14 protein-coding genes and 1 pseudogene are annotated in these 19590 nt (G+C 60.2%); 5 read left to right on the forward strand and 10 right to left on the reverse strand.

Going from position 1 to position 19590, the window contains the following annotated elements:
• Positions 1–7: 7 nt before the first annotated feature.
• Positions 8–1746, forward strand: a pseudogene (locus tag JFT80_RS07835) (PTS fructose-like transporter subunit IIB).
• Between the two features lie 154 nt (positions 1747–1900).
• On the opposite strand, the gene JFT80_RS07840 reads toward JFT80_RS07835, so the two are convergent.
• Both JFT80_RS07840 and JFT80_RS07845 read right to left on the reverse strand, forming a co-directional pair.
• Positions 1901–4429: a sulfite reductase flavoprotein subunit alpha gene (locus JFT80_RS07840; RefSeq protein ID WP_201147513.1), complete on the reverse strand. Its 2529-nt coding sequence runs from the start codon at positions 4427–4429 to the stop codon at positions 1901–1903.
• A 255-nt stretch (positions 4430–4684) separates the two neighbouring features.
• Positions 4685–7000 (reverse strand): TonB-dependent siderophore receptor, encoded by a 2316-nt coding sequence (locus JFT80_RS07845; RefSeq protein ID WP_201147484.1) that lies wholly within the window; start codon positions 6998–7000, stop codon positions 4685–4687.
• Positions 7001–7207: 207 nt separating this feature from the next.
• On the opposite strand from JFT80_RS07845, the gene JFT80_RS07850 reads away from it, so the two are divergent.
• Both JFT80_RS07850 and JFT80_RS07855 read left to right on the forward strand, forming a co-directional pair.
• Entirely contained in the window at positions 7208–7888 is a 681-nt protein-coding gene (locus JFT80_RS07850; RefSeq protein WP_201147485.1) for a Fe2+-dependent dioxygenase, read from the forward strand.
• Positions 7889–7945: 57 nt separating this feature from the next.
• Entirely contained in the window at positions 7946–8653 is a 708-nt protein-coding gene (locus tag JFT80_RS07855) for a tetratricopeptide repeat protein (protein WP_201147514.1), read from the forward strand.
• A gap of 194 nt (positions 8654–8847) precedes the next feature.
• Here JFT80_RS07855 and JFT80_RS07860 read toward each other — a convergent pair whose 3' ends face one another.
• From JFT80_RS07860 to JFT80_RS07880, 5 genes are all read right to left on the reverse strand, one after another.
• The gene (locus JFT80_RS07860; RefSeq protein WP_201147486.1) at positions 8848–10011 is read right to left on the reverse strand and encodes a type III PLP-dependent enzyme; all 1164 of its coding nucleotides are present in this window, start codon (positions 10009–10011) and stop codon (positions 8848–8850) included.
• Between the two features lie 447 nt (positions 10012–10458).
• A complete protein-coding gene (locus JFT80_RS07865) occupies positions 10459–11616 on the reverse strand; it encodes a betaine/proline/choline family ABC transporter ATP-binding protein (RefSeq protein WP_201147487.1) in 1158 nt (385 codons plus the stop codon).
• The gene (locus tag JFT80_RS07870; RefSeq protein WP_201147488.1) at positions 11613–12266 is read right to left on the reverse strand and encodes an ABC transporter permease; all 654 of its coding nucleotides are present in this window, start codon (positions 12264–12266) and stop codon (positions 11613–11615) included. The genes JFT80_RS07865 and JFT80_RS07870 overlap by 4 nt, the downstream gene beginning before the upstream one ends.
• Before the next feature lie 13 nt (positions 12267–12279).
• Entirely contained in the window at positions 12280–13185 is a 906-nt protein-coding gene (locus tag JFT80_RS07875) for a glycine betaine ABC transporter substrate-binding protein (RefSeq protein WP_201147489.1), read from the reverse strand.
• A gap of 21 nt (positions 13186–13206) precedes the next feature.
• On the reverse strand, positions 13207–13896 hold the full coding sequence (locus JFT80_RS07880; RefSeq protein WP_201147515.1) for an ABC transporter permease: 690 nt from the start codon (positions 13894–13896) through the stop codon (positions 13207–13209).
• A gap of 466 nt (positions 13897–14362) precedes the next feature.
• Between JFT80_RS07880 and JFT80_RS07885 the strand changes: the two genes are divergently transcribed.
• A complete protein-coding gene (locus tag JFT80_RS07885) occupies positions 14363–15946 on the forward strand; it encodes a peptide chain release factor 3 (protein ID WP_201147490.1) in 1584 nt (527 codons plus the stop codon).
• A gap of 303 nt (positions 15947–16249) precedes the next feature.
• Positions 16250–16507 (forward strand): hypothetical protein, encoded by a 258-nt coding sequence (locus JFT80_RS07890; protein WP_122837485.1) that lies wholly within the window; start codon positions 16250–16252, stop codon positions 16505–16507.
• Positions 16508–16701: 194 nt separating this feature from the next.
• Here the strand turns inward: JFT80_RS07890 and JFT80_RS07895 are convergent, their stop codons facing one another.
• The 3 genes from JFT80_RS07895 to JFT80_RS07905 are packed head-to-tail and all read right to left on the reverse strand — an operon-like array spanning position 16702 to position 19587.
• Entirely contained in the window at positions 16702–17682 is a 981-nt protein-coding gene (locus JFT80_RS07895; protein WP_201147491.1) for a peptide ABC transporter ATP-binding protein, read from the reverse strand.
• The gene (locus JFT80_RS07900) at positions 17682–18650 is read right to left on the reverse strand and encodes an ABC transporter ATP-binding protein (protein ID WP_201147492.1); all 969 of its coding nucleotides are present in this window, start codon (positions 18648–18650) and stop codon (positions 17682–17684) included. The genes JFT80_RS07895 and JFT80_RS07900 overlap by 1 nt, the downstream gene beginning before the upstream one ends.
• Positions 18651–18660: 10 nt before the next feature.
• Positions 18661–19587, reverse strand: a complete 927-nt coding sequence (locus JFT80_RS07905; protein WP_201147493.1) for an ABC transporter permease subunit — start codon at positions 19585–19587, stop codon at positions 18661–18663.
• Between the last annotated feature and the right edge of the window lie 3 nt (positions 19588–19590).

Genomic DNA, 19590 nt, shown 5'->3' on the forward strand with positions numbered 1-19590 from the left:
GTTTGTCATGAAGTTAGCCATTGTTACGGCGTGCCCGAACGGCATGGTCACCAGTGTGCTGTGCGCCCGTTTGCTGGATGCTGCAGCGCAGCGCCAGGGCTGGAGCACCAGCGTCGAAGTCACCGATGCGGCGCACCCTGAGCGGCAATTGTCGGCCGCCACCCTGGAGGCGGCCGAGTGGGTATTGCTGGTGACCAGTGCGCCTGTGGACATGTCGAGATTCGTCGGCAAGCGCGTGTTCCAGAGCACTCCGGCCCAGGCCCTGCAGGACGTAGAGGCGGTGCTGCGCAAGGGCGCCGATGAGGCGCAGATTTACGTGGCCCCCGAAGCCGTTGCCCAGGCACTGCCCACCGGCCAGGCCGCGCCGAGACTGGTGGCGATTACCGCCTGCCCGACCGGTGTCGCCCATACGTTCATGGCCGCCGAAGCCCTGCAGCAAGCGGCCAAGCGCCTGGGCTACGACCTGCAAGTCGAAACCCAGGGGTCGGTCGGCGCGCGCAATCCGCTGAGCGCCGAGGCCATTGCCCAGGCCGATGTGGTGCTGTTGGCCTGTGACATCGAAGTGGCGACCGAGCGTTTTGCCGGGAAAAAATCTACCGCTGCGGCACGGGTATCGCCCTCAAGCAAGCCGAGGCCACCCTCAACAAAGCGCTGGCCGAGGGCTCGCAGGAAACTGCAGCGAGTGGAACCCAAGGCCCCGCCAAGCAGGAGAAGACGGGCGTCTATAAGCACTTGCTGACCGGCGTGTCGTTCATGCTGCCGATGGTGGTGGCAGGCGGCTTGATGATCGCTTTGTCGTTTGTGTTCGGCATCACCGCGTTCAAAGAGGAGGGCACCCTGGCTGCCGCGCTGATGCAGATCGGTGGCGATACCGCATTCAAACTGATGGTGCCGTTGCTGGCGGGTTACATCGCCTACTCGATCGCCGACCGCCCGGGCCTCGCGCCGGGGATGATCGGCGGTATGCTGGCGAGCACTCTTGGCGCGGGCTTCATCGGCGGGATCATTGCCGGTTTCATCGCCGGTTATGCCGCCAAGGCGATCAATCGTTATGCGCGATTGCCGCAGAGCCTCGAAGCGCTGAAACCGATCTTGATCATCCCGTTGCTCGCCAGTTTGTTCACCGGCCTGGTGATGATCTATGTGGTTGGCAAACCCGTAGCCGGGATGCTGGAAGGGCTCACTCACTTCCTCGACAGCATGGGCACCACCAACGCGATCCTGCTGGGCGTGTTGCTCGGCGGCATGATGTGCGTCGACCTTGGCGGGCCGATCAACAAGGCCGCCTACGCGTTCTCGGTAGGGCTGCTGGCATCGCAGAGTTATGCACCGATGGCCGCGACCATGGCCGCCGGGATGGTGCCGCCGATCGGGTTGGGCATCGCCACCTTCATCGCCCGGCGCAAGTTCGCCCAGTCAGAGCGTGAGGCGGGTAAGGCTGCTTTTGTGTTGGGGCTGTGCTTCATTTCCGAAGGCGCGATTCCCTTCGCTGCCAAGGATCCGTTGCGGGTGATCCCGGCGAGCATCGCCGGTGGGGCGCTGACGGGTGCATTGTCGATGTACTTCGGCTGCAAGCTCATGGCACCGCACGGCGGGTTGTTTGTGCTGGCCATTCCGAATGCGATCAACCATGCCTTGCTCTATCTGCTGGCGATCGTTGCAGGGAGCCTGGTGACAGCGGTGGCTTACGCGCTGCTCAAGCGCCCGGAAACCGTCGAACTGGCACTCGAGCCCGCCAAGGCCTGATACCACCCACTGTAGGAGCGAGCTTGCTCGCGAAAACGCGAAGACAGCGCGGGGTGTCATGCAACCCTCGTCATCGTTAACGACCATCGCGAGCAAGCTCGCTCCTGCAGGATGTCGGCGGCGCACCCGCCGGCTTATCCCGGGATCTTGGGTATCAGTAAACGTCGCGTCTGTAGCGGCCTTGCTCGATCAGCTTGTCGACTTGTTCAATTCCGAGCACTTCGTTGAGTACGTGATCCACCCCTGAGGCCATGCCCTGCAGGCTGCCGCAGATGTAGATTACTGCGCCTTCGGCGAGCCATTGCTTGAGTAGATCGGCCGACTCGCGCAGCCGGTCCTGCACATAAATCTTCTGCGCCTGGTCTCGCGAGAACGCCAGGTCCAGATGCTCCAGATCGCCCGAAACCAGCCATTCCTGAAGCTCATCGCGGCAGAGGAAATCGTGTTGACGATTGCGCTCGCCAAACAATAACCACTGGCGCTGCTGGCCGTCGGCAATCCGTGCCTTGAGCAAGCTGCGCAGCCCGGCCAGCCCGGTGCCGTTGCCCAAAAAAATCATCGGTACCGGCTCGGTTGGCAGGTGGAAACTGCTGTTGCGCCGCACGCGCAGGCTGATGCTGCCACCTACCGGTGCGTGCTCGGTCAACCAGCCGGAACCGATGCCCAGGCTACCGTCCGGGTGCACTTCCTGACGCACGATGAGCTCCAACACACCGTCGCCGGCAATCGAGGCAATTGAATATTCGCGCATGTTCAGCGGCACCATCGCATCAACCAGCGCCTGCGCATGCAGGCCGACCAGGTGCGCGCGGTGCTCAGGCAATTGACGCGAGGCCAGCGCGACTTCCAGCGGCTCGTCGAGGCCGTTGATTTTCACCGAGGTCTCGCCACGAATGCCGAGGCCGTCGAGAAAGTGCTCGATGACCCAAGGACAGTTGCGCGGCAGCACTTCGACCAGGTCACCGGCCAGCCAGCTGCTGGTATTCGGTGCGCTCAGGCCCAACAGATAAACCGGGGAACCACTGCTGTCCGGGTTCATCAGTTCGCGGCGCGTCAGTGTCCAGTTGTCGTAGCTCGGCGCTTGCCAGGTATCGACCGGAGCCTGACCGGTGAGCAGGCCAAGTTGGGTTTGCCAGTGGCGCAGGGCGTAGGGATCGCCACTGTCGACTTCTACCGGCGCGAACAAGGTCTTGCCACCGTGATCGCTCAGCCATTGATGCAGGCGTTTGGCGAAGCCACAGAAGTGCTGATACTGACGATCGCCAAGACCGAGCACCGCGTAGTTCAGGTTGTCGAGTGCTGAAGCTTTGCTCAGCACCTTGCGCTCGAAACCACGCGCACTGTCCGGCGCTTCGCCGTCGCCAAACGTGCTGACCACGAATAGCGCGTTGTTTGATTCACGCAGATCCTGTTCGCTGACATTCGCCAGTGGCTGCACCTTTACCGGCAACCCGGCGGCCTGCAATTGGCCGGCGGTCTGCCACGCCAGTTGCTCGGCAAAACCGCTCTGGCTGGCAAAACCGATCAGCCACCCCGACGCATCGCCGGCTGGTTGGTCGAGACCTTTGCGGGCATCCTTGATCTGCTTTTTCTTGCGCCGACGATCCAGATACAACAGCCATCCGGTGATGAAGAACAGCGGCATGCACACCGCCGCGACGGTGACGATGATCCGCCCGACGAGGCCGAAATAGCTGCCGACGTGCAACGCGTAAATGCTGGTCAGCAACTGCGCCTTGAGGCTCTTGTCGCTGTAGCGGTCATGCCGCTTGACGATGCCGGTGGTCGGGTCGAGGGTGATCTGGTTCAGGGCGCGATCATGGGGTGAGCTGTCGAGCAGATAGAACACGGTCGCCGGTTGGCCGGCCACCGCCGGCATGCGGATGTTGTAGGCGCTCAGTGCGGGACCCGCAGCGCTGTAGATACTGCTCCACATGGCCGCGTAGTCGGCTGTCGGCGCCGGACCGCTGGGGGCAGGCCCGCGTCCGCCGCGCACCCGCTCATTTTGCGGTGAGTCGGACAGCAAGCGGGTCAGGCCCTTGTTGTACCACTCGTACGACCACGACAACCCGGTCAGCGCCAGCAACAGGTAGACCAACAGGCACCAGGTGCCGGCCACCGAGTGCAGATCCCAGTTGAAGGCGCGACCCTTTTTCTTCCAGTCGAGGGTCAGCCACACACGCCAGCGGTTCCACTGACGCGGCCAGCGCAGGTACAGACCAGACAGACAAAAGAACAGCAGGATCAGCGTACAGGCGCCGGTGATGTTGCGCCCGGTATCGCCCATCGCGAGGAAGCGGTGCAGTTGCAGCATCAGGCCGAAGAAATCCTGGCCGACGGCATCGCCCATGAATTCGCCGGTGTACGGGTCGAAGTAACGCATCTCGCCGCGACGTTCGCCCTTGGGCGGGGTGAAGAACACCTTGGCCGCTGCGCCGCTGTCGGTTTCGACGCAGAGCATCGAGACGGTCTTGCCCGAAGTGGCTTCGATGCGTTCCACCAGTTCGACGGGCGGCAGCACGCCGGCGACTTGTTTTTCCACCTGCAACACGGAGGGGTTCAGCGCCCGCAGGATTTCATCCTGAAACGAATAGGTCGCACCGGTGATGCCCATCAGGGCCAGCACCAGGCCTGCAGTGATGCCAAAAAACCAGTGCAACTGGAACAGGGTTTTCTTCAACACGTCACTCGCCATCCGTTCGAAAATTGTCTTCACGGCGCGCATTATGCCGTGGGTTATCGAGAAGCGTTCTTTATTACGCAGAAAAGCCCCGCTCAATTGAATGAACGGGGCCAGGCGGTAACGCTCGGCGCTACCTGTAGGAGCAAGCTTGCTCGCGAAAACTCGAGAGCAACGCGGGGTATCTGGGTGCCCGCGTCATCGTTGACGACCATCGCGAGCGAGCTCGCTCCTGCTATGGGTGGAGTTCACCCTTTATCAGAAGTGGAAGTTGGTGCTCAGCAGTGCCGTACGCCCCGCCGCCTGGTTGGCGAAGTGGGTCGAGAAGGCTTTGTCGTAGTAGGTTTCGTTGGTCAGGTTCTGCACGTTGAGTTGCAGGTCGACGTTCTTGGTCAGCTTGTAAGCTGCCATCGCGTCGTAGCGAACATAGTCATCAACCATGGTGGTGTTGGCCACGCTGCCGAACACGTCATCGACGTAGAACGCGCCGCCACCGACGGTCAGCTTCGGCGTGACCTGGTAGGTCGTCCACAGGCTGGCACTGTTTTTCGGTGTGTTCGGCAGTTCGTTGCCATCGTTGGCTGCGCCCAGTGGGCCGCCATCCACCTGCTCGCTGTCCATGTAGGCGTAACCGGCGAAGACCTGCCATTTGTCAGTGATCTTGCCGCTGGCCGACAGTTCGACACCTTGCACGCGGGTCTTGCCGGCGTTTTCGTACGACGTGGTATCGACTTGCACACGAGCGTTTTCTTTCTCGGTGCGGAAGATGTCGGCGGTCAGCGACAGACGATCATTCAACAGATCCCACTTGGTACCGATTTCGTAGTTCTTGGTGGTTTCCGGCTCCATGTCGCTGCTCAGCAGATTGCCGCTGCGATCGGTGGCGCCGCCCAACGGGTTGCCGTCCATGCCTTCACCGAGGGTGTTGCCCGGTGGCGTCGCCGAGGTGGCGTAGGAGGCATAGATGCTGCCGTTTTCTGCCGGCTTGTAGACGATGCCGAACTGGCCGGTAACGAACTCGCTGGTGTCATCGCCCTTGGCCGTGGTCGCGCCGGCAGCGGTATACGATTTGTAGTCGGTGTCGAAATGGTCGTAACGCAGACCCATGTTCACCAGCCACTGCTCGTTCAACTCCAGGGTGTCGAACACATACAGCGCGTAGGTGTTGGCCTTGGTGTCGGTGCCGGCGTAGTTACGCGAGATCGCACCGTTCCATGGATCGCTCGGGTTCGGGCTGGACAGCGAGGTGCAGTTGTAGCCACTTGGCGCGCCGATCAGCGCAGGGGTGCAGTTGGTGGTCGCGGCGCTGGTGCGTGGCGTGGTGTCGGTGTTGACGTTGTACGAGGACTTCTGGCTTTCCTCACGGGTGTATTCAACGCCAGTGGAGAAGCTGTTCTTGAAGCCGGCGACGTAGAAGTTGCCGAACAGGTCGGTCTGGTTGGTGGTGGTCTCGGTGTTGCTCACCCGAGTATTCGCACGACGCCAGACGCTGCCATTGTTGACGTTGCCCTTGCTGTCGTCCGGCTGAGTGAGGATGTAATCCTGCATGCTGGTGCCGTGACGCAGGGTGTTCTTGATCGTCAGCGAGTCGCTCAGGTCATGCTCGATGGCGAAGGTCGCGGTGTCGGTGCGGCCCTTGCGGAAGTCGCGATCCAGACCGTAGAAGTTGCTGTGGTCGCCACCCGAGTACGGTTTGTCAGGGTTGGACTTGGTGCGCGCCGCCGAGCCACCGGTTGGAATGGTGTACGGGATGCCCGAGTCCGGGGTGTCGTTGCTTTCGAGATGGTAGTAATCGAGGTTGACGCGGGTGTCGGTACCCAGGCCAAAGGCCAGGGACGGGGCGATACCCCAACGGTCGTAATCGACCTTGTCGCGACCGGCAACGTTGCTCTCGTGGCTCATCAGGTTGAGACGGCCGGCGGCGGTGTCGCTGAACTGGTAGTTGCCGTCGAGGGTGTAGCGCTGGGTCTGGTCGGAGCCCCAGGTGAAACCACCGTCGAACGAGTTGCCCAGATGGGCTTTCTTGCTCACCATGTTGATGCTGCCACCGGCAGCGCCACGGCCGCCAATGGCCGAGTTCGGGCCTTTGCTGACTTCGATCGACTCTACCGCGAAGATCTCTCGGCTTTGCGAGCCGGTGTCGCGCACGCCGTCCAGGTACGTGTCGCCCTGGGCATCGAAACCACGGATGAATGGACGGTCGCCCTGCGGGTTGCCACCTTCACCGGCGCCGAAAGTGATGCCCGGAACGGTACGCAGCGCGTCCTGCATGTTCAGGGCGCCGGTGTCTTTCAGAACCTGTTGCGGAATTACCGTTACCGAGCGCGGCGTGTCGACCAGCGGTGCGGTGTACTTGGGCGAGGAGGCTTTCTCGACCTGGTAGGACGTCGGGTCCTGCGTTTCGCCGGTGATGGCGGTAGCGTCCAGGGCGATGGCATTACCAGAGGCTTTGCTGTCGGTTTTTTCGGCAGCGAACACCATGTGGCCTGCAGAGCTGGCGGTAATCGCTACGCCAATTGCAGAGGCGAGCAAACGTGGTGAACTGACTGGTAATTGTGCGTGTTGACGTGCCATTGAAATTCCCCTCCCCAAGGATTTGAGGGGGCGGAATATAGGGTAAACAGGTATTCGTATCAATTGCGAAACATTGCTAACTGCACTGAATTTACATTCTTTACATTTTAACCTTACGGTTTTTGCCAGTTCATTCGTCTCTCGGGTTTTACACGGCCAATAAGAATCAATACCATTGCCGCCTCTTTGCCATCAGGTGACATCGCCATGCTGCTGCACATCCCCGGACTGTTCGCCAAAGACGAGGTGCAGCGCATCCGCGAGGCGCTGGAACAGGCCGATTGGGCCGATGGCAAGATCACTGCCGGCTTCCAGTCGGCCAAGGCCAAGCACAATTTGCAGTTGCCCGAAGGCCATCCGCTGGCCAAGGAAATCGGTGCAGCGATGCTTGAGCGGTTGTGGAAAAATCCGCTGTTCATGTCCGCCGCGTTGCCGCACAAAGTATTCCCGCCGTTAGTGAACTGTTACACGGCCGGTGGCAGTTTCGACTTCCACATCGACAACGCGGTGCGCCAACCGAAAGGCAGTATCGAGCGCGTACGCACGGATCTCTCGGCGACGCTGTTCTTCAGTGAGCCTGCGGATTACGACGGCGGCGAACTGGAGATCCAGGACACTTACGGCACACAACGGGTGAAGCTACCGGCCGGCGACATGGTCTTGTACCCCGGCACCAGCCTGCACAAGGTCAACGCGGTCACTCGCGGCGCACGCTATGCGTCGTTCTTCTGGACGCAAAGTCTGGTGCGCGAAGACAGCCAGCGTGCGTTGCTGTTCGAGATGGACGGGGCGATCCAGCAGCTCACTCAAGACATGCCTGATCACCCCTCGCTGATCCGCCTTACCGGCACTTATCACAATTTGCTGCGTCGCTGGGTCGAGGTCTGAGTGACAGACTTTCGCTTGCGCCGCGAGGAAGTTCTCGACGGCGCGCAATTCAACGCCATGCTCGCAGAGAGCCCGGCCCGTGCCGCGCAGGCGATTTTGCTGGCGGCGGGGGCCAATGTCCTCGAAGCGCAGGCGCTGCTCGGGCAGATCCTGCTGGATGGCCAAGGCATAGCGCAGGATCAGCCGTTGGCGCTGCGCTGGTTCGGCATCGCTGCCGGACGCGGCCATCTGATGGCGCGCAACATGCTCGGTCGATGCCATGAGCACGGGTGGGGGTGCGCTGCGGACGCCGCAGTGGCGGCCGGGCATTATCGGATCGCCGCAGACGCAGGCCTGGATTGGGCGATGTACAACTACGCCAACCTGCTGGCAACCGGGCGTGGGGTAACGGAAGATCAGGGGCAGGCACTTGCTCTGTACCGCCGTGCCGCCGGGCTTGGCCACGCGAAATCGATGAACCTGCTGGGGCGTTATCTTGAAGAAGGCCAGTACTGCCCGGGTGATCCGAAGGCGGCGCGTGACTGGTATCGACGCTCGGCGGTTGGCGGCGATTTTCGCGGGCAGTTCAGTTATGCCGCCGTGCTGGCGGATGAAGGCAATGTCGCCGAAGCGCTGCACTGGTTACGCAAGGCACTGTCGGGCGGGAACCTGAATTTCCTGCGGGTGGCGAGCCAGGCGTTGGCGAGCGCCGCCGATCCGCAAATCCGCGCATTGGCAACCGACTACGCCCAGCGCCAAAGCGAATTGGAACGCGATCCCCTGTAATTGCGGGCAATGACGAAACGCTACCTGCACTGCAATTGGCCGTAGGAGCTGCCGCAGGCTGCGATCTTTTGATCTGGTGTTTTAAAAACAAGATCAAAAGATCGCAGCCTGCGGCAGCTCCTACAGGGACTGCATTTCAAGGCACAAAAAAGCCCATGACGCGTCATGGGCTTTTTGTTTTGCGCGGCGACCGCTTACACGTAATACGATTTCAGCGGCGGGAAGCCATTGAACTCTACGGCGCTGTAGCTAGTGGTGTAGGCACCGGTCGACAGCCAGTACATACGGTCACCGATCGCCAGGTTCAGTGGCAGGCCGTATTTGTAGTTTTCGTACATGATGTCGGCGCTGTCGCAGGTCGGACCGGCGATGACGACTTCTTCCATCTCGCCTTTCTTTTCGGTCCAGATCGGGAACTTGATCGCTTCGTCCATGGTTTCGATCAGGCCGGAAAACTTGCCCACATCCGTGTACACCCAGCGCTCGACGGCGGTGCGCGACTTACGCGCAACCAGCACCACTTCGCTGACCAGAATGCCGGCGTTGGCGATCAGCGAACGGCCCGGCTCGAGAATGATTTCCGGCAAGTCATCACCGAAGTCTTCTTTCAGGAAGCGGATGATTTCTTCGGCGTAGGTTTCCAGGCTGTTGGTGCGGGTGATGTAGTTGGCCGGAAAGCCGCCGCCCATGTTGATCAGCTTGAGGTGGATGCCGTCTTCTTCTTTCAGGCGTTCAAAGATCACCTTGACCTTGGCGATCGCCGCGTCCCACACGCTGATGTCGCGCTGTTGCGAGCCAACGTGGAACGAGATGCCGTAAGGCACCAGTCCGAGGTCACGGGCGAGGATCAGCAGGTCCATGGCCATGTCGGTCTGGCAGCCGAATTTGCGCGACAGTGGCCAGTCAGCGGTGGTCGAGCCTTCAGTCAGAATACGTACATAGACTTTCGAACCCGGTGCAGCCTTGGCGATGTTGCGCAGGTCGGCCTCGGAGTCGGTGGAGAACAGGCGCACGCCTTTCTCATAGAAGTAGCGGATGTCCTTGGATTTCTTGATGGTGTTGCCGTAGCTGATACGGTCGGCGCTGACGCCGCGATCCATCACTTTGTCCAGCTCATAGATCGAGGCGATGTCGAAGCTCGAACCTTTCTCTTTGAGCAGGTCGATGATCTCGACGGCCGGGTTGGCCTTGACTGCGTAGTAGACCTTGGCGAATTCGAAACCGGCGCGCAGGTCATCGTAGGCCTGGCTGATCATCGCGGTGTCGATCACCACGAACGGGGTTTCTTGCTTGTCGGCGAACGCCTTCATTTTGTCAAAAGTGGCGCGCGCGAAATAATCTTCGACGTTGATCGACATGCTGGAGACTCCTAAGGGCAAACTGGTTTGGTCAATGGGTGTAAATGAACGTCCTCCGTATCCCCACTTTGGTTCGCCTACTTCCCAAGGCATGTCGCCGAAAGCAAAAAGGCCATGGGGCTCTGCCCTTGGCCTTGCTGTCTCGTCGTCAGTACTTGAGCCGGATGGATCGTTTCCAGCATGGACGTTCGGCGCGAACTTTAGGGGGTGAGGGGCCTGAGATCAACTAAAAATGTCGCGTTTTTGCACGCTTCCGTCGTGCGGTCCTGGACAGTTACTGATGTAACCGACCTGCATGACAGTGTGATGTTCCCCAAGGAGGGAGATTTCAATACGTGCAGGAGCGAGCTTGCTCGCGATGGACGTCAACGATAGCGCAGGGAACCTGATACCCCGCGGGGCCATTGAGTGCATCGCGAGCAAGCTCGCTCCTACAGTTATTTTTTGTCAGGCGACCGCAGTCTCGGCTGGCGAAACAATGCTGGTCTTGCCGCCACGGGACTTGCCGGAGCTCAGGTACTCGGCAATCGACTCCTGAGTGACTTCACCCAGGAACACCCGCTCGGCGTCCATCACCGGCAACCACGAGCGGTTGAACTCGTACATGCGCGACAGCAGGATGCGCAAATGCTCGTCGTAGGCCGCCGTGGCGTTGAACTCGCGCAGGTATTGCGCGCACGTGCCGGCCTGGCGATGCAGGTCACGACGTCGGACATAGCCCAGCGCCTTGTTCTCACCATCCGTCACCACCACATAACGGCGGTCATGTTCGTCCATCAGCTCCAGGGCGTCGGCCACCGGGGTTTCCGGGCTGACCGATGGCGCGTTGTCCGCCGCGTCTTCAGCCTTCACCAGCAACAGGCGCTTGAGGGTGCTGTCCTGGCCGACGAAATTGCTCACGAAATCGTCCGCCGGATGCGCCAGCAGGGTGTCCGGGTGGTCGATCTGCAGAAGTTTGCCGGCGCGGAAGATCGCGATCTTGTCGCCGAGTTTGATCGCTTCGTCGATGTCGTGGCTGACCATGATCACGGTCTTGTTCAGCGCGCGTTGCATCTCGAAGAACTCGTTCTGGATCATCTCGCGGTTGATCGGGTCGACTGCGCCGAACGGCTCGTCCATCAGCAGCAGCGGCGCATCCGCCGCCAGTGCGCGGATCACGCCGATCCGTTGCTGCTGGCCACCGGACAACTCACGCGGGTAGCGATGCAGATACTGCTTGGGCTCCAGCTTGATCATGCTCATCAGTTCGCGGGCGCGGTCGTGGCATTTCTGTTTGTCCCAGCCGAGCAGCTTCGGCACGACGACGATGTTCTCTTCGATGGTCATGTTGGGGAACAGACCGATCTGCTGGATCACGTAGCCGATGTTGCGGCGCAGGGTTACTTCGTCGAGGTCGGTGGTGTCTTCGCCGTTGATCAGGATCTTGCCCGAGGTCGGTTTGATCAGGCGGTTGATCATCTTCAGCGTGGTGCTTTTGCCGCAACCCGATGGCCCGAGGAACACACAGATTTCGCCTTCATTGACGGTCAGGCTCACCGAGTCCACGGCTTTGACATCTTTGCCGTTGCTTTGGAAAGTTTTGCTGAGGTTTTGAAGTTCGATCATTTGAGGAGTCCTTTTGGAGTCAACGAGCGTTGCAGCCATTGGAGAATCAGGTCAGCGAAGATGGCCAGGAGACTGACCAGCAGCGCGCCGACGATAAGCATCGACATGTCACTGCGGCTGATTGAAGCGAGGATCAACACACCGAGGCCGCCAGCGCCGATGGTCGCGGCGATGGTCATCACGCCGATGTTCATCACCACGGCAGTGCGCACGCCGGCGAGGATGACTGGCACCGCAATTGGCAACTCAACCATGCGCAGGCGCTGGCCGAACGTCATGCCAATGCCACGTGCAGCTTCACGAATGCCAGGTTCAACGCCGGTCAGGGCGAGGTAGGTGTTGCGCATGATCGGCAGCAGCGAATAAAGAAACACGGCGGTAATCGCTGGCATCGGGCCGAGGCCCTGGCCGAACTTGGAATAGAACGGCAGCAGCAAACCGAACAGGGCAATCGACGGCACGGTCAGCAGCACCGTCGCGCTGGCCTGCAACGGGCCGGCAAGGCTCGGGAAACGCGTCATCAGAATGCCCAGCGGCACGCCAACGACAATCGCCAACGTCACGGCGATACCAACGAGGGTGATGTGCTGCCAGGTCAGGTGCATCACCTGCTGCCAGTCGAGATGGGAAAAGGCGTTCAGGAATTCCATGACTTCTCCTCTCTTAATTCAACGGATGTTGGCGCAGGAAATCGGCGGCAACTTTCGATGGGCTTTCGTGATCAACGTCGACCCGCGCGTTGAGCTGGCGCATGGTTTCGTCGTCGAAGAGTTCGGCCAACGGTTTGATTTCTTCCGCGAGTTTTGGATGAGCGTCGAGGTAGGCCTGACGTACCACCGGCGCAGCGGTGTAGTCGGGGAAGTAATGCTTGTCGTCTTCCAGCAGCTTGAGTTTGAAGGCGTTCAAGCGACCGTCGGTGGTGTAGACCAGCCCGGCAAAGACCTGGCCATTGCGCAGCGCGGTATAGACCAGGCCCGCGTCCATCTGGCGGATGTTCTTGCGGGTCAGGTTCATGTCGTAGAGCTTGACCATGCCGTCGAGGCCGTCGGAGCGGTTGGCGAATTCGGTGTCCAGCGCCACCAGATGATTGGTCTTGGCTTCGGCGCGCAGCACTTCGTTCAACTGACTGATGTTGTTGATCTGCGGATATTCCTCGGCGACTTTTTTAGGCAGGGCGAGGGCGTAGGTGTTGCTGAATTTCGACGGCGTCAGCCAGATCAGACCTTTTTTCGCATCGAGTTCTTTCACCCGTGCGTAGGACTCTGCGCTGTCGAGTTTTTCAGTGACATGGTTGTAGGCCACCAGCGACACGCCGGTGTATTCCCAGAGCATGTCGAGTTGCCCGCTTTCGTGGGCGCTGCGAGCGAGGTTGCTGCCCAGACCACCCGTGACTTGGGTGTCGTAGCCTTTGCTGCGCAGGTATTGCGAGGTGATTTCGGCCAGCAGTGTCTGTTCCGTGAAGACTCGCGCACCGATGCGAATCACTGGTTTTTCTGCCGCTTGGGCAATGCCTGCGAACAGCAGGGCACTGCTCAGCATCAGGCCTAGAATCAAGCTGAATCGTTTCATAGGTATTCCTTCGCAAAAGCCTTAAGTCGGGCGCAAACCGCGTTCCAGCCAGAGACGGCTGGCGAGGGTGACCACGCCATCGAGCAGCAAGGCCAGCAGCGCGGTACACGCGGCGCCGAGCAGCAGTTGCGGCTGATTGTTCAGGGCGATGCCGGGGAAAATCAGGCTGCCGAGGCTGTTGGCGCCGATCAGGAACGCCAGCGGCGCGGTACCCACATTGATCGCCAGCGCGACACGCACACCACCGATGATGATCGGTACGGCGTTTGGCAGTTCGACCCGCCATAACACTTGGGTCGGCGTCATGCCGATGCCGACAGCGGCTTCTTTCAGCGAACCCTGGACGTTTTTCAGGCCTTCATAGGTGTTGCGCACAATCGGCAGCAACGAGGCGAGGAACAGGGCGAAGATCGCAGGACCACTGCCGATGCCAAGGATGCCCAGGGCGATCGCGAGTACGGCCAACGGCGGCACGGTGTTGCCGATGTTGAAGATCTGCATGAAGCGTTCAGCGCGGCCGACCATGGTCGGGCGACTGAGAAAGATACCGGCGGGGATGCCCACGACCAGGGCGGCCAGCATTGAAGCGAGGACGAGAATCAGATGAGCTTGCAGGTAAAACAACAAATCGTCGCGGTAGTGTTCGATCGTGTTGATGCCGATCCAGTGGACCAGCAGGGCCAGGAGCGCGATTACAACCGCACCTCCCATCAGCCCTTTGCCATAGCGGATAGCCACAGGCGGACTCCTTTTTTATAGTCGGCGAGCGCAATCCCGTGTGGCATGCCAAACCTTGGCTGCCGGGAAAAACGTTCGCGAGAAGCAGCTCCCTCAGCACCGGCAAAAAGCGGTCTGAAAGCGAGCCATGAGCGCAGCCTCGTCAGGCTAACTTGCTGATTTTTCAGCCCCTGACGAAATGTCGTAACAGGGGATGGACGTCTCCGTGCTTTAAAAGGTTCCATAAATAACAGCAAATAGCCACCGTAGGAGCTGCCGAAGGCTGCAATCTTTTGATCTTGATCTTCGACGGTTTTTTCAAAACAAGATCACAGGATCGCAGCCTTCGGCAGCTTCTACGGGGGATAGGGTGTTTGGGAAGGGTACGAGCGGTGGTCCGTGGGGCGCGTTTTAAGCTATAATCGCGGCCCTTTTTTGAATCACCGCCAGGCGATTTCCCATGACCAACCAGGCCGCCGAAGTCGCGAAACGCCGCACTTTCGCCATTATTTCTCACCCCGATGCCGGTAAAACCACGATCACCGAAAAGCTCCTGTTGATGGGCAAGGCGATTGCTGTGGCCGGTACGGTGAAATCCCGTAAATCCGATCGCCATGCGACATCCGACTGGATGGAGATGGAGAAACAACGGGGTATTTCCATTACTACGTCGGTCATGCAGTTCCCGTATCGCGAGCACATGATCAACCTGCTCGACACCCCGGGCCACGAAGACTTCTCCGAAGATACCTATCGCACCCTGACGGCGGTGGACTCGGCATTGATGGTTCTCGACGGCGGTAAAGGTGTCGAGCCACGGACCATCGCGCTGATGGACGTCTGCCGTCTGCGTGACACGCCGATTGTCAGCTTCATCAACAAACTCGACCGTGACATCCGCGACCCGATCGAATTGCTCGACGAGATCGAAGCCGTTCTGAAGATCAAGGCTGCGCCGATCACCTGGCCGATCGGTTGCTACCGCGACTTCAAAGGCGTGTATCACCTGGCCGATGACTACATCATTGTCTACACCGCCGGTCATGGTCACGAACGCACCGAAACCAAGATCATCGAGAAACTCGACTCCGACGAAGCTCGTGCGCATCTGGGTGACGAGTACGAGCGTTTCATCGAGCAGCTTGAACTGGTTCAAGGCGCCTGCCACGAGTTCAACCAGCAGGAGTTCCTCGACGGTCAGCTGACACCGGTATTCTTCGGTACGGCATTGGGCAACTTCGGTGTCGATCACGTGCTTGATGCTGTGGTGGATTGGGCGCCGCGTCCGTTGGCCCGTGTGGCCAACGAGCGTACCGTCGAGCCGGTCGAAGAGAAGTTCTCGGGCTTCATCTTCAAGATCCAGGCGAACATGGACCCGAAACACCGCGACCGCATCGCCTTCATGCGTATCTGCTCCGGCAAGTACGAGAAAGGCATGAAGATGCGCCACGTGCGCACCGGCAAGGACGTGCGCATCGGCGACGCCCTGACGTTCTTCTCCTCTGAGCGCGAACAGCTGGAAGAAGCTTTTGCCGGTGACATCATCGGTCTGCACAACCACGGCACCATCCAGATCGGCGACACCTTCAGCGAAGGCGAAACCCTGGGCTTCACCGGTATCCCGCACTTCGCCCCGGAGCTGTTCCGTCGTGTGCGTCTGCGCGATCCGCTGAAGTCCAAACAGCTGCGCCAGGGCTTGCAGCAACTGGCCGAAGAGGGCGCGACCCAGGTGTTCTTCCCCGAGCGCAGCAACGACATCATCCTCGGCGCCGTGGGTGTGCTGCAGTTCGACGTGGTCGCCAGCCGCTTGAAAGAGGAATACAAGGTCGAGTGCTCGTACGAGCCGATCACCGTGTACTCGGCGCGCTGGATCGATTGCGACGATAAGAAGAAGATGGAGGAATTCCGCGTCAAGGCTGTGGAAAACCTCGCGGTCGACGGCGGCGGTCACCTGACCTACCTCGCCCCGACGCGGGTCAACCTGGCCCTGATGGAAGAGCGCTGGCCGGATGTGAAATTCCGAGCAACGCGTGAGCATCACTAAGCGTTGAGCTGTCACACAAAAGCCCCGTTGCGAAAGCCTCGGGGTTTTTGCTTTCTGGCGAAGACCAAAAGATCGCAGGCTTCGGCGTATACCTGTAGAAGCTGCCGAAGGCTGCGATCTTTTGATTTTTTGGCCTAACAATTATTCCAAACCAATCTGTCCTTTAGCGGCAATTACTTCTGTTCGCTGGCGTCCTATCTGGAGAACCCGGTCGATCGGCACTAGATTTCAGTCAGCGCCACGGTAACCGGGTTACGCGCCGGCAGGCACCCATGCTGCATCTCAGAAAGGATGGATTCGGCTATGAGCATTCTTCAACGCATTTTGCTGTTGCTAAAGGTTTTGGTGATTATGTCCGTTGGCATGTCCGCAGCGCGGGCGGAATGCCCTGATCACGGTGAGCAGGCATCGAGCGGGCAGGTCGGGCATTCAGGCCTGATGATCGCCAAGTCCGAATCCGAGCCCGGTGACCAGGGGCAGGGCGGTAGTGCGGACGACGATGATTCCACTACTGACGAGCCGGATTCTGACGACCCGGATGAAGGCGATAGCCAGACGTAAGAGGTCATTTCGGGCAAAGAAAACCCCTTCACTCCGACATGTACATAGTCGAGGTAGAAGGGGGTCTTGAACAACCAGTCCATAATCCTGTGGGAGCGGGCTTGCCCGCGATGGCGATACCTCAGTGACATCAAAGTCGACTGGCGGGACGCTATCGCGGGCAAGCCCGCTCCCACAGGTTTTTTATTCCACTGTCAGGCCACGCCGTCGAGGAATTGCTCGGCGTAGTGGCAAGCCACCTGGCGATTGTCGAGCGCACGCAGGGCCGGCTCTTCAGTGCTGCAACGTTCGGTCGCATAAGGGCAGCGCTTGTGGAAAGCGCAGCCCGGTGGCGGGTTCAGCGGGTTGGGCAGTTCGCCGACGATCTTGATCTTCGGCTTGTTCGGGTCCGGGTGAATGGTTGGGGTCGCCGACAGCAGCGCCTGGGTATACGGGTGCAGCGGGCGCTCGTAGATGGCGTTTTTCGGACCCAGTTCCACCGGACGACCGAGGTACATCACCATCACGTCATCGGCCACGTGTTGCACCACCGCCAGGTTGTGCGAGATGAACACGTACGCGGTGTTGAACTCCTGCTGCAGATCCATGAACAGGTTGAGCACCTGCGCCTGAATCGATACGTCCAATGCCGAGGTCGGTTCATCCGCCACCAGCACTTTCGGTTGCAGCATCATCGCCCGAGCCAGAGCGATACGCTGACGCTGGCCGCCGGAGAACATGTGCGGATAGCGCTGGTAATGCTCTGGGCGCAAGCCGACCTGCTTCATCATCGCCTGGACTTTCTCGCGACGTTCGGCAGCACTCAGGTTGGTGTTGATCAGCAGCGGTTCGCCGAGCTGGTCACCGACTTTCTGCCGTGGGTTCAACGATGCGTACGGGCTCTGAAAGACCATCTGCACGTCTTTGCGCAGTTGCTTGCGCTGGGCCTTGTCGGCGCCAGCGACTTCTTGCCCGGCGATTTTCAAAGAGCCCGAGGACGGGTCTTCGATCAGCGTCAAGGCGCGGGCGAGGGTGGATTTGCCGCAGCCCGATTCGCCGACCACTGCGAGGGTCTTGCCGGCTTCCAGTTCGAACGACACGCCGTTGAGGGCGCGCACTGTCGCGTGGCCCTTGAACAGGCCACGGGACACTTCGTAGTGACGGGTCAGGTCGCGGGCGGTAAGTACGACGGCCATTACGCCACCTCCTGATTCAGCGGGTAGAAGCAGCGGGCGAGGCTGTTGCTTTTCGGGTCGAGGGCCGGACGCTGGGTGCGGCAATTTTCTTGCACGTACGGGCAGCGCGGCGACAGCAGGCAACCCTGCGGACGGTCATAGCGGCCCGGGACGATGCCCGGCAGCGTCGACAGACGCGAGGCGCCGAGGCTGTGCTCGGGAATCGCCTTGAGCAGCGCTTCGCTGTACGGATGCGCGGGGATGTCGAACAGTTGCGGCACCTGACCGACTTCAACGGCTTGACCGGCGTACATCACGCACACGCGCTGGGCAGTTTCAGCGACGACCGCGAGGTCGTGGGTGATCAGCACCAGGCCCATGTTCTGTTCTTTCTGCAACGCCAGCAGCAGATCCATGATCTGTGCCTGAATCGTTACGTCGAGCGCTGTGGTCGGTTCGTCGGCGATCAGCAACTTCGGCTCGCCGGCAATCGCCATGGCGATGGCGACGCGCTGGCTCATACCGCCGGACAACTGGTGCGGGTAGGCGTCCATGCGGCTGGCTGCGCCGGGGATTTCAACTTTTTCCAGCAGTTCGATCGCACGTTTGCGCGCTTGCTTGCTGGACATTTTCAGGTGCAGACGCAGCACTTCTTCGATCTGAAAACCGACGGTGTAGCTCGGATTGAGCGCCGTCATCGGATCCTGGAAGACCATCGCCAGGTCTTTACCGACGATCTGCCGACGCTGGCGATTGCTCAGCTTGAGCATGTTTTTACCGTCGAAATTCAGCGCGTCGGCGGTCACGATGCCTGGGTGCTCGATCAGCCCCATCAACGCCATCATGGTCACGGACTTGCCGGAACCCGACTCGCCAACGATGGCCAGGACTTCGCCCTTGTCGACCTTGAGGTCGAGGCCATCGACCACTGGCACGGCATTCTTGTCGCCAAAGCGAACATTGAGATTCTTGATTTCTAACAATGACATTTGAATCTCCTCAGGCGGCGTTCTTGAGTTTCGGGTCCAGCGCATCGCGCAAGCCGTCGCCCATCAAGTTGATTGCCAGCACGCTGAGCAAAATGGTCAAACCAGGCAGGCTGACGACCCACCAGGCGCGTTCGATGTAGTCGCGAGCCGAAGCCAGCATAGTGCCCCACTCTGGGGTTGGCGGTTGAACGCCAAGGCCGAGGAAGCCCAGTGCCGCGGCATCGAGAATTGCCGAGGAGAAGCTCAAGGTCGCCTGCACGATCAGTGGCGCCATGCAGTTCGGCAGCACGGTGATGAACATCAGGCGTGGCAGACCGGCACCGGCCAGACGCGCGGCGGTGACGTAGTCGCGGTTCAGTTCGCCCATGACGGCTGCACGGGTCAGACGCACGTAGGACGGCAAGGACACCACAGCAATCGCGATCACGGTGTTGATCAGGCCAGGGCCGAGGATGGCGACAATCGCCACGGCCAGCAGCAGCGACGGCAGTGCCAGCATGATGTCCATCAGACGCATGATGGTCGGGCCAAGCAAGCGCGGGAAAAACCCGGCGAACAGTCCCAGGAGAATCCCTGGAATCAGCGACATCACTACCGACGACAAGCCGATCAGCAGCGACAGCCGCGAGCCCTGGATCAGCCGTGACAGCAGGTCTCGGCCCAGTTCATCGGTACCGAGCAGAAACTGCATCTGCCCACCTTCCAGCCAGGCTGGCGGGGTCAGCAGGAAGTCGCGGTACTGCTCGCTCGGGTTGTGCGGTGCCACCCAGGGGGCGAACAGCGCGCAGAAAATCACCAGTAACATGAACAGCAGGCCGGCAACCGCGCCCTTGTTCTTCGAGAAGGCTTGCCAGAATTCTTTGTACGGTGACGGGTACAGCAGGCTTTGATCCGCGCTGGAAGCAGCGGTGGCTACTGAGGATGTTGGAGTGCTCATGGT

This window comes from Pseudomonas sp. TH10, assembly GCF_016651255.1.
Lineage (GTDB): Bacteria > Pseudomonadota > Gammaproteobacteria > Pseudomonadales > Pseudomonadaceae > Aquipseudomonas.

Excerpts from the sequence above, each read along its gene's own strand:
- JFT80_RS07900 (WP_201147492.1), bottom strand. The coding sequence starts at position 18,650 with ATGTCATTGTTAGAAATCAAGAATCTCAATGTTCGCTTTGGCGACAAG.
- JFT80_RS07845 (WP_201147484.1), bottom strand. The coding sequence starts at position 7,000 with ATGGCACGTCAACACGCACAATTACCAGTCAGTTCACCACGTTTGCTC.
- JFT80_RS07895 (WP_201147491.1), bottom strand. The coding sequence starts at position 17,682 with ATGGCCGTCGTACTTACCGCCCGCGACCTGACCCGTCACTACGAAGTG.
- JFT80_RS07885 (WP_201147490.1), top strand. The coding sequence starts at position 14,363 with ATGACCAACCAGGCCGCCGAAGTCGCGAAACGCCGCACTTTCGCCATT.
- JFT80_RS07850 (WP_201147485.1), top strand. The coding sequence starts at position 7,208 with ATGCTGCTGCACATCCCCGGACTGTTCGCCAAAGACGAGGTGCAGCGC.
- JFT80_RS07855 (WP_201147514.1), top strand. The coding sequence starts at position 7,946 with ATGCTCGCAGAGAGCCCGGCCCGTGCCGCGCAGGCGATTTTGCTGGCG.
- JFT80_RS07860 (WP_201147486.1), bottom strand. The coding sequence starts at position 10,011 with ATGTCGATCAACGTCGAAGATTATTTCGCGCGCGCCACTTTTGACAAA.
- JFT80_RS07865 (WP_201147487.1), bottom strand. The coding sequence starts at position 11,616 with ATGATCGAACTTCAAAACCTCAGCAAAACTTTCCAAAGCAACGGCAAA.
- JFT80_RS07875 (WP_201147489.1), bottom strand. The coding sequence starts at position 13,185 with ATGAAACGATTCAGCTTGATTCTAGGCCTGATGCTGAGCAGTGCCCTG.
- JFT80_RS07880 (WP_201147515.1), bottom strand. The coding sequence starts at position 13,896 with ATGGGAGGTGCGGTTGTAATCGCGCTCCTGGCCCTGCTGGTCCACTGG.
- JFT80_RS07890 (WP_122837485.1), top strand. The coding sequence starts at position 16,250 with ATGAGCATTCTTCAACGCATTTTGCTGTTGCTAAAGGTTTTGGTGATT.
- JFT80_RS07870 (WP_201147488.1), bottom strand. The coding sequence starts at position 12,266 with ATGGAATTCCTGAACGCCTTTTCCCATCTCGACTGGCAGCAGGTGATG.
- JFT80_RS07905 (WP_201147493.1), bottom strand. The coding sequence starts at position 19,587 with ATGAGCACTCCAACATCCTCAGTAGCCACCGCTGCTTCCAGCGCGGAT.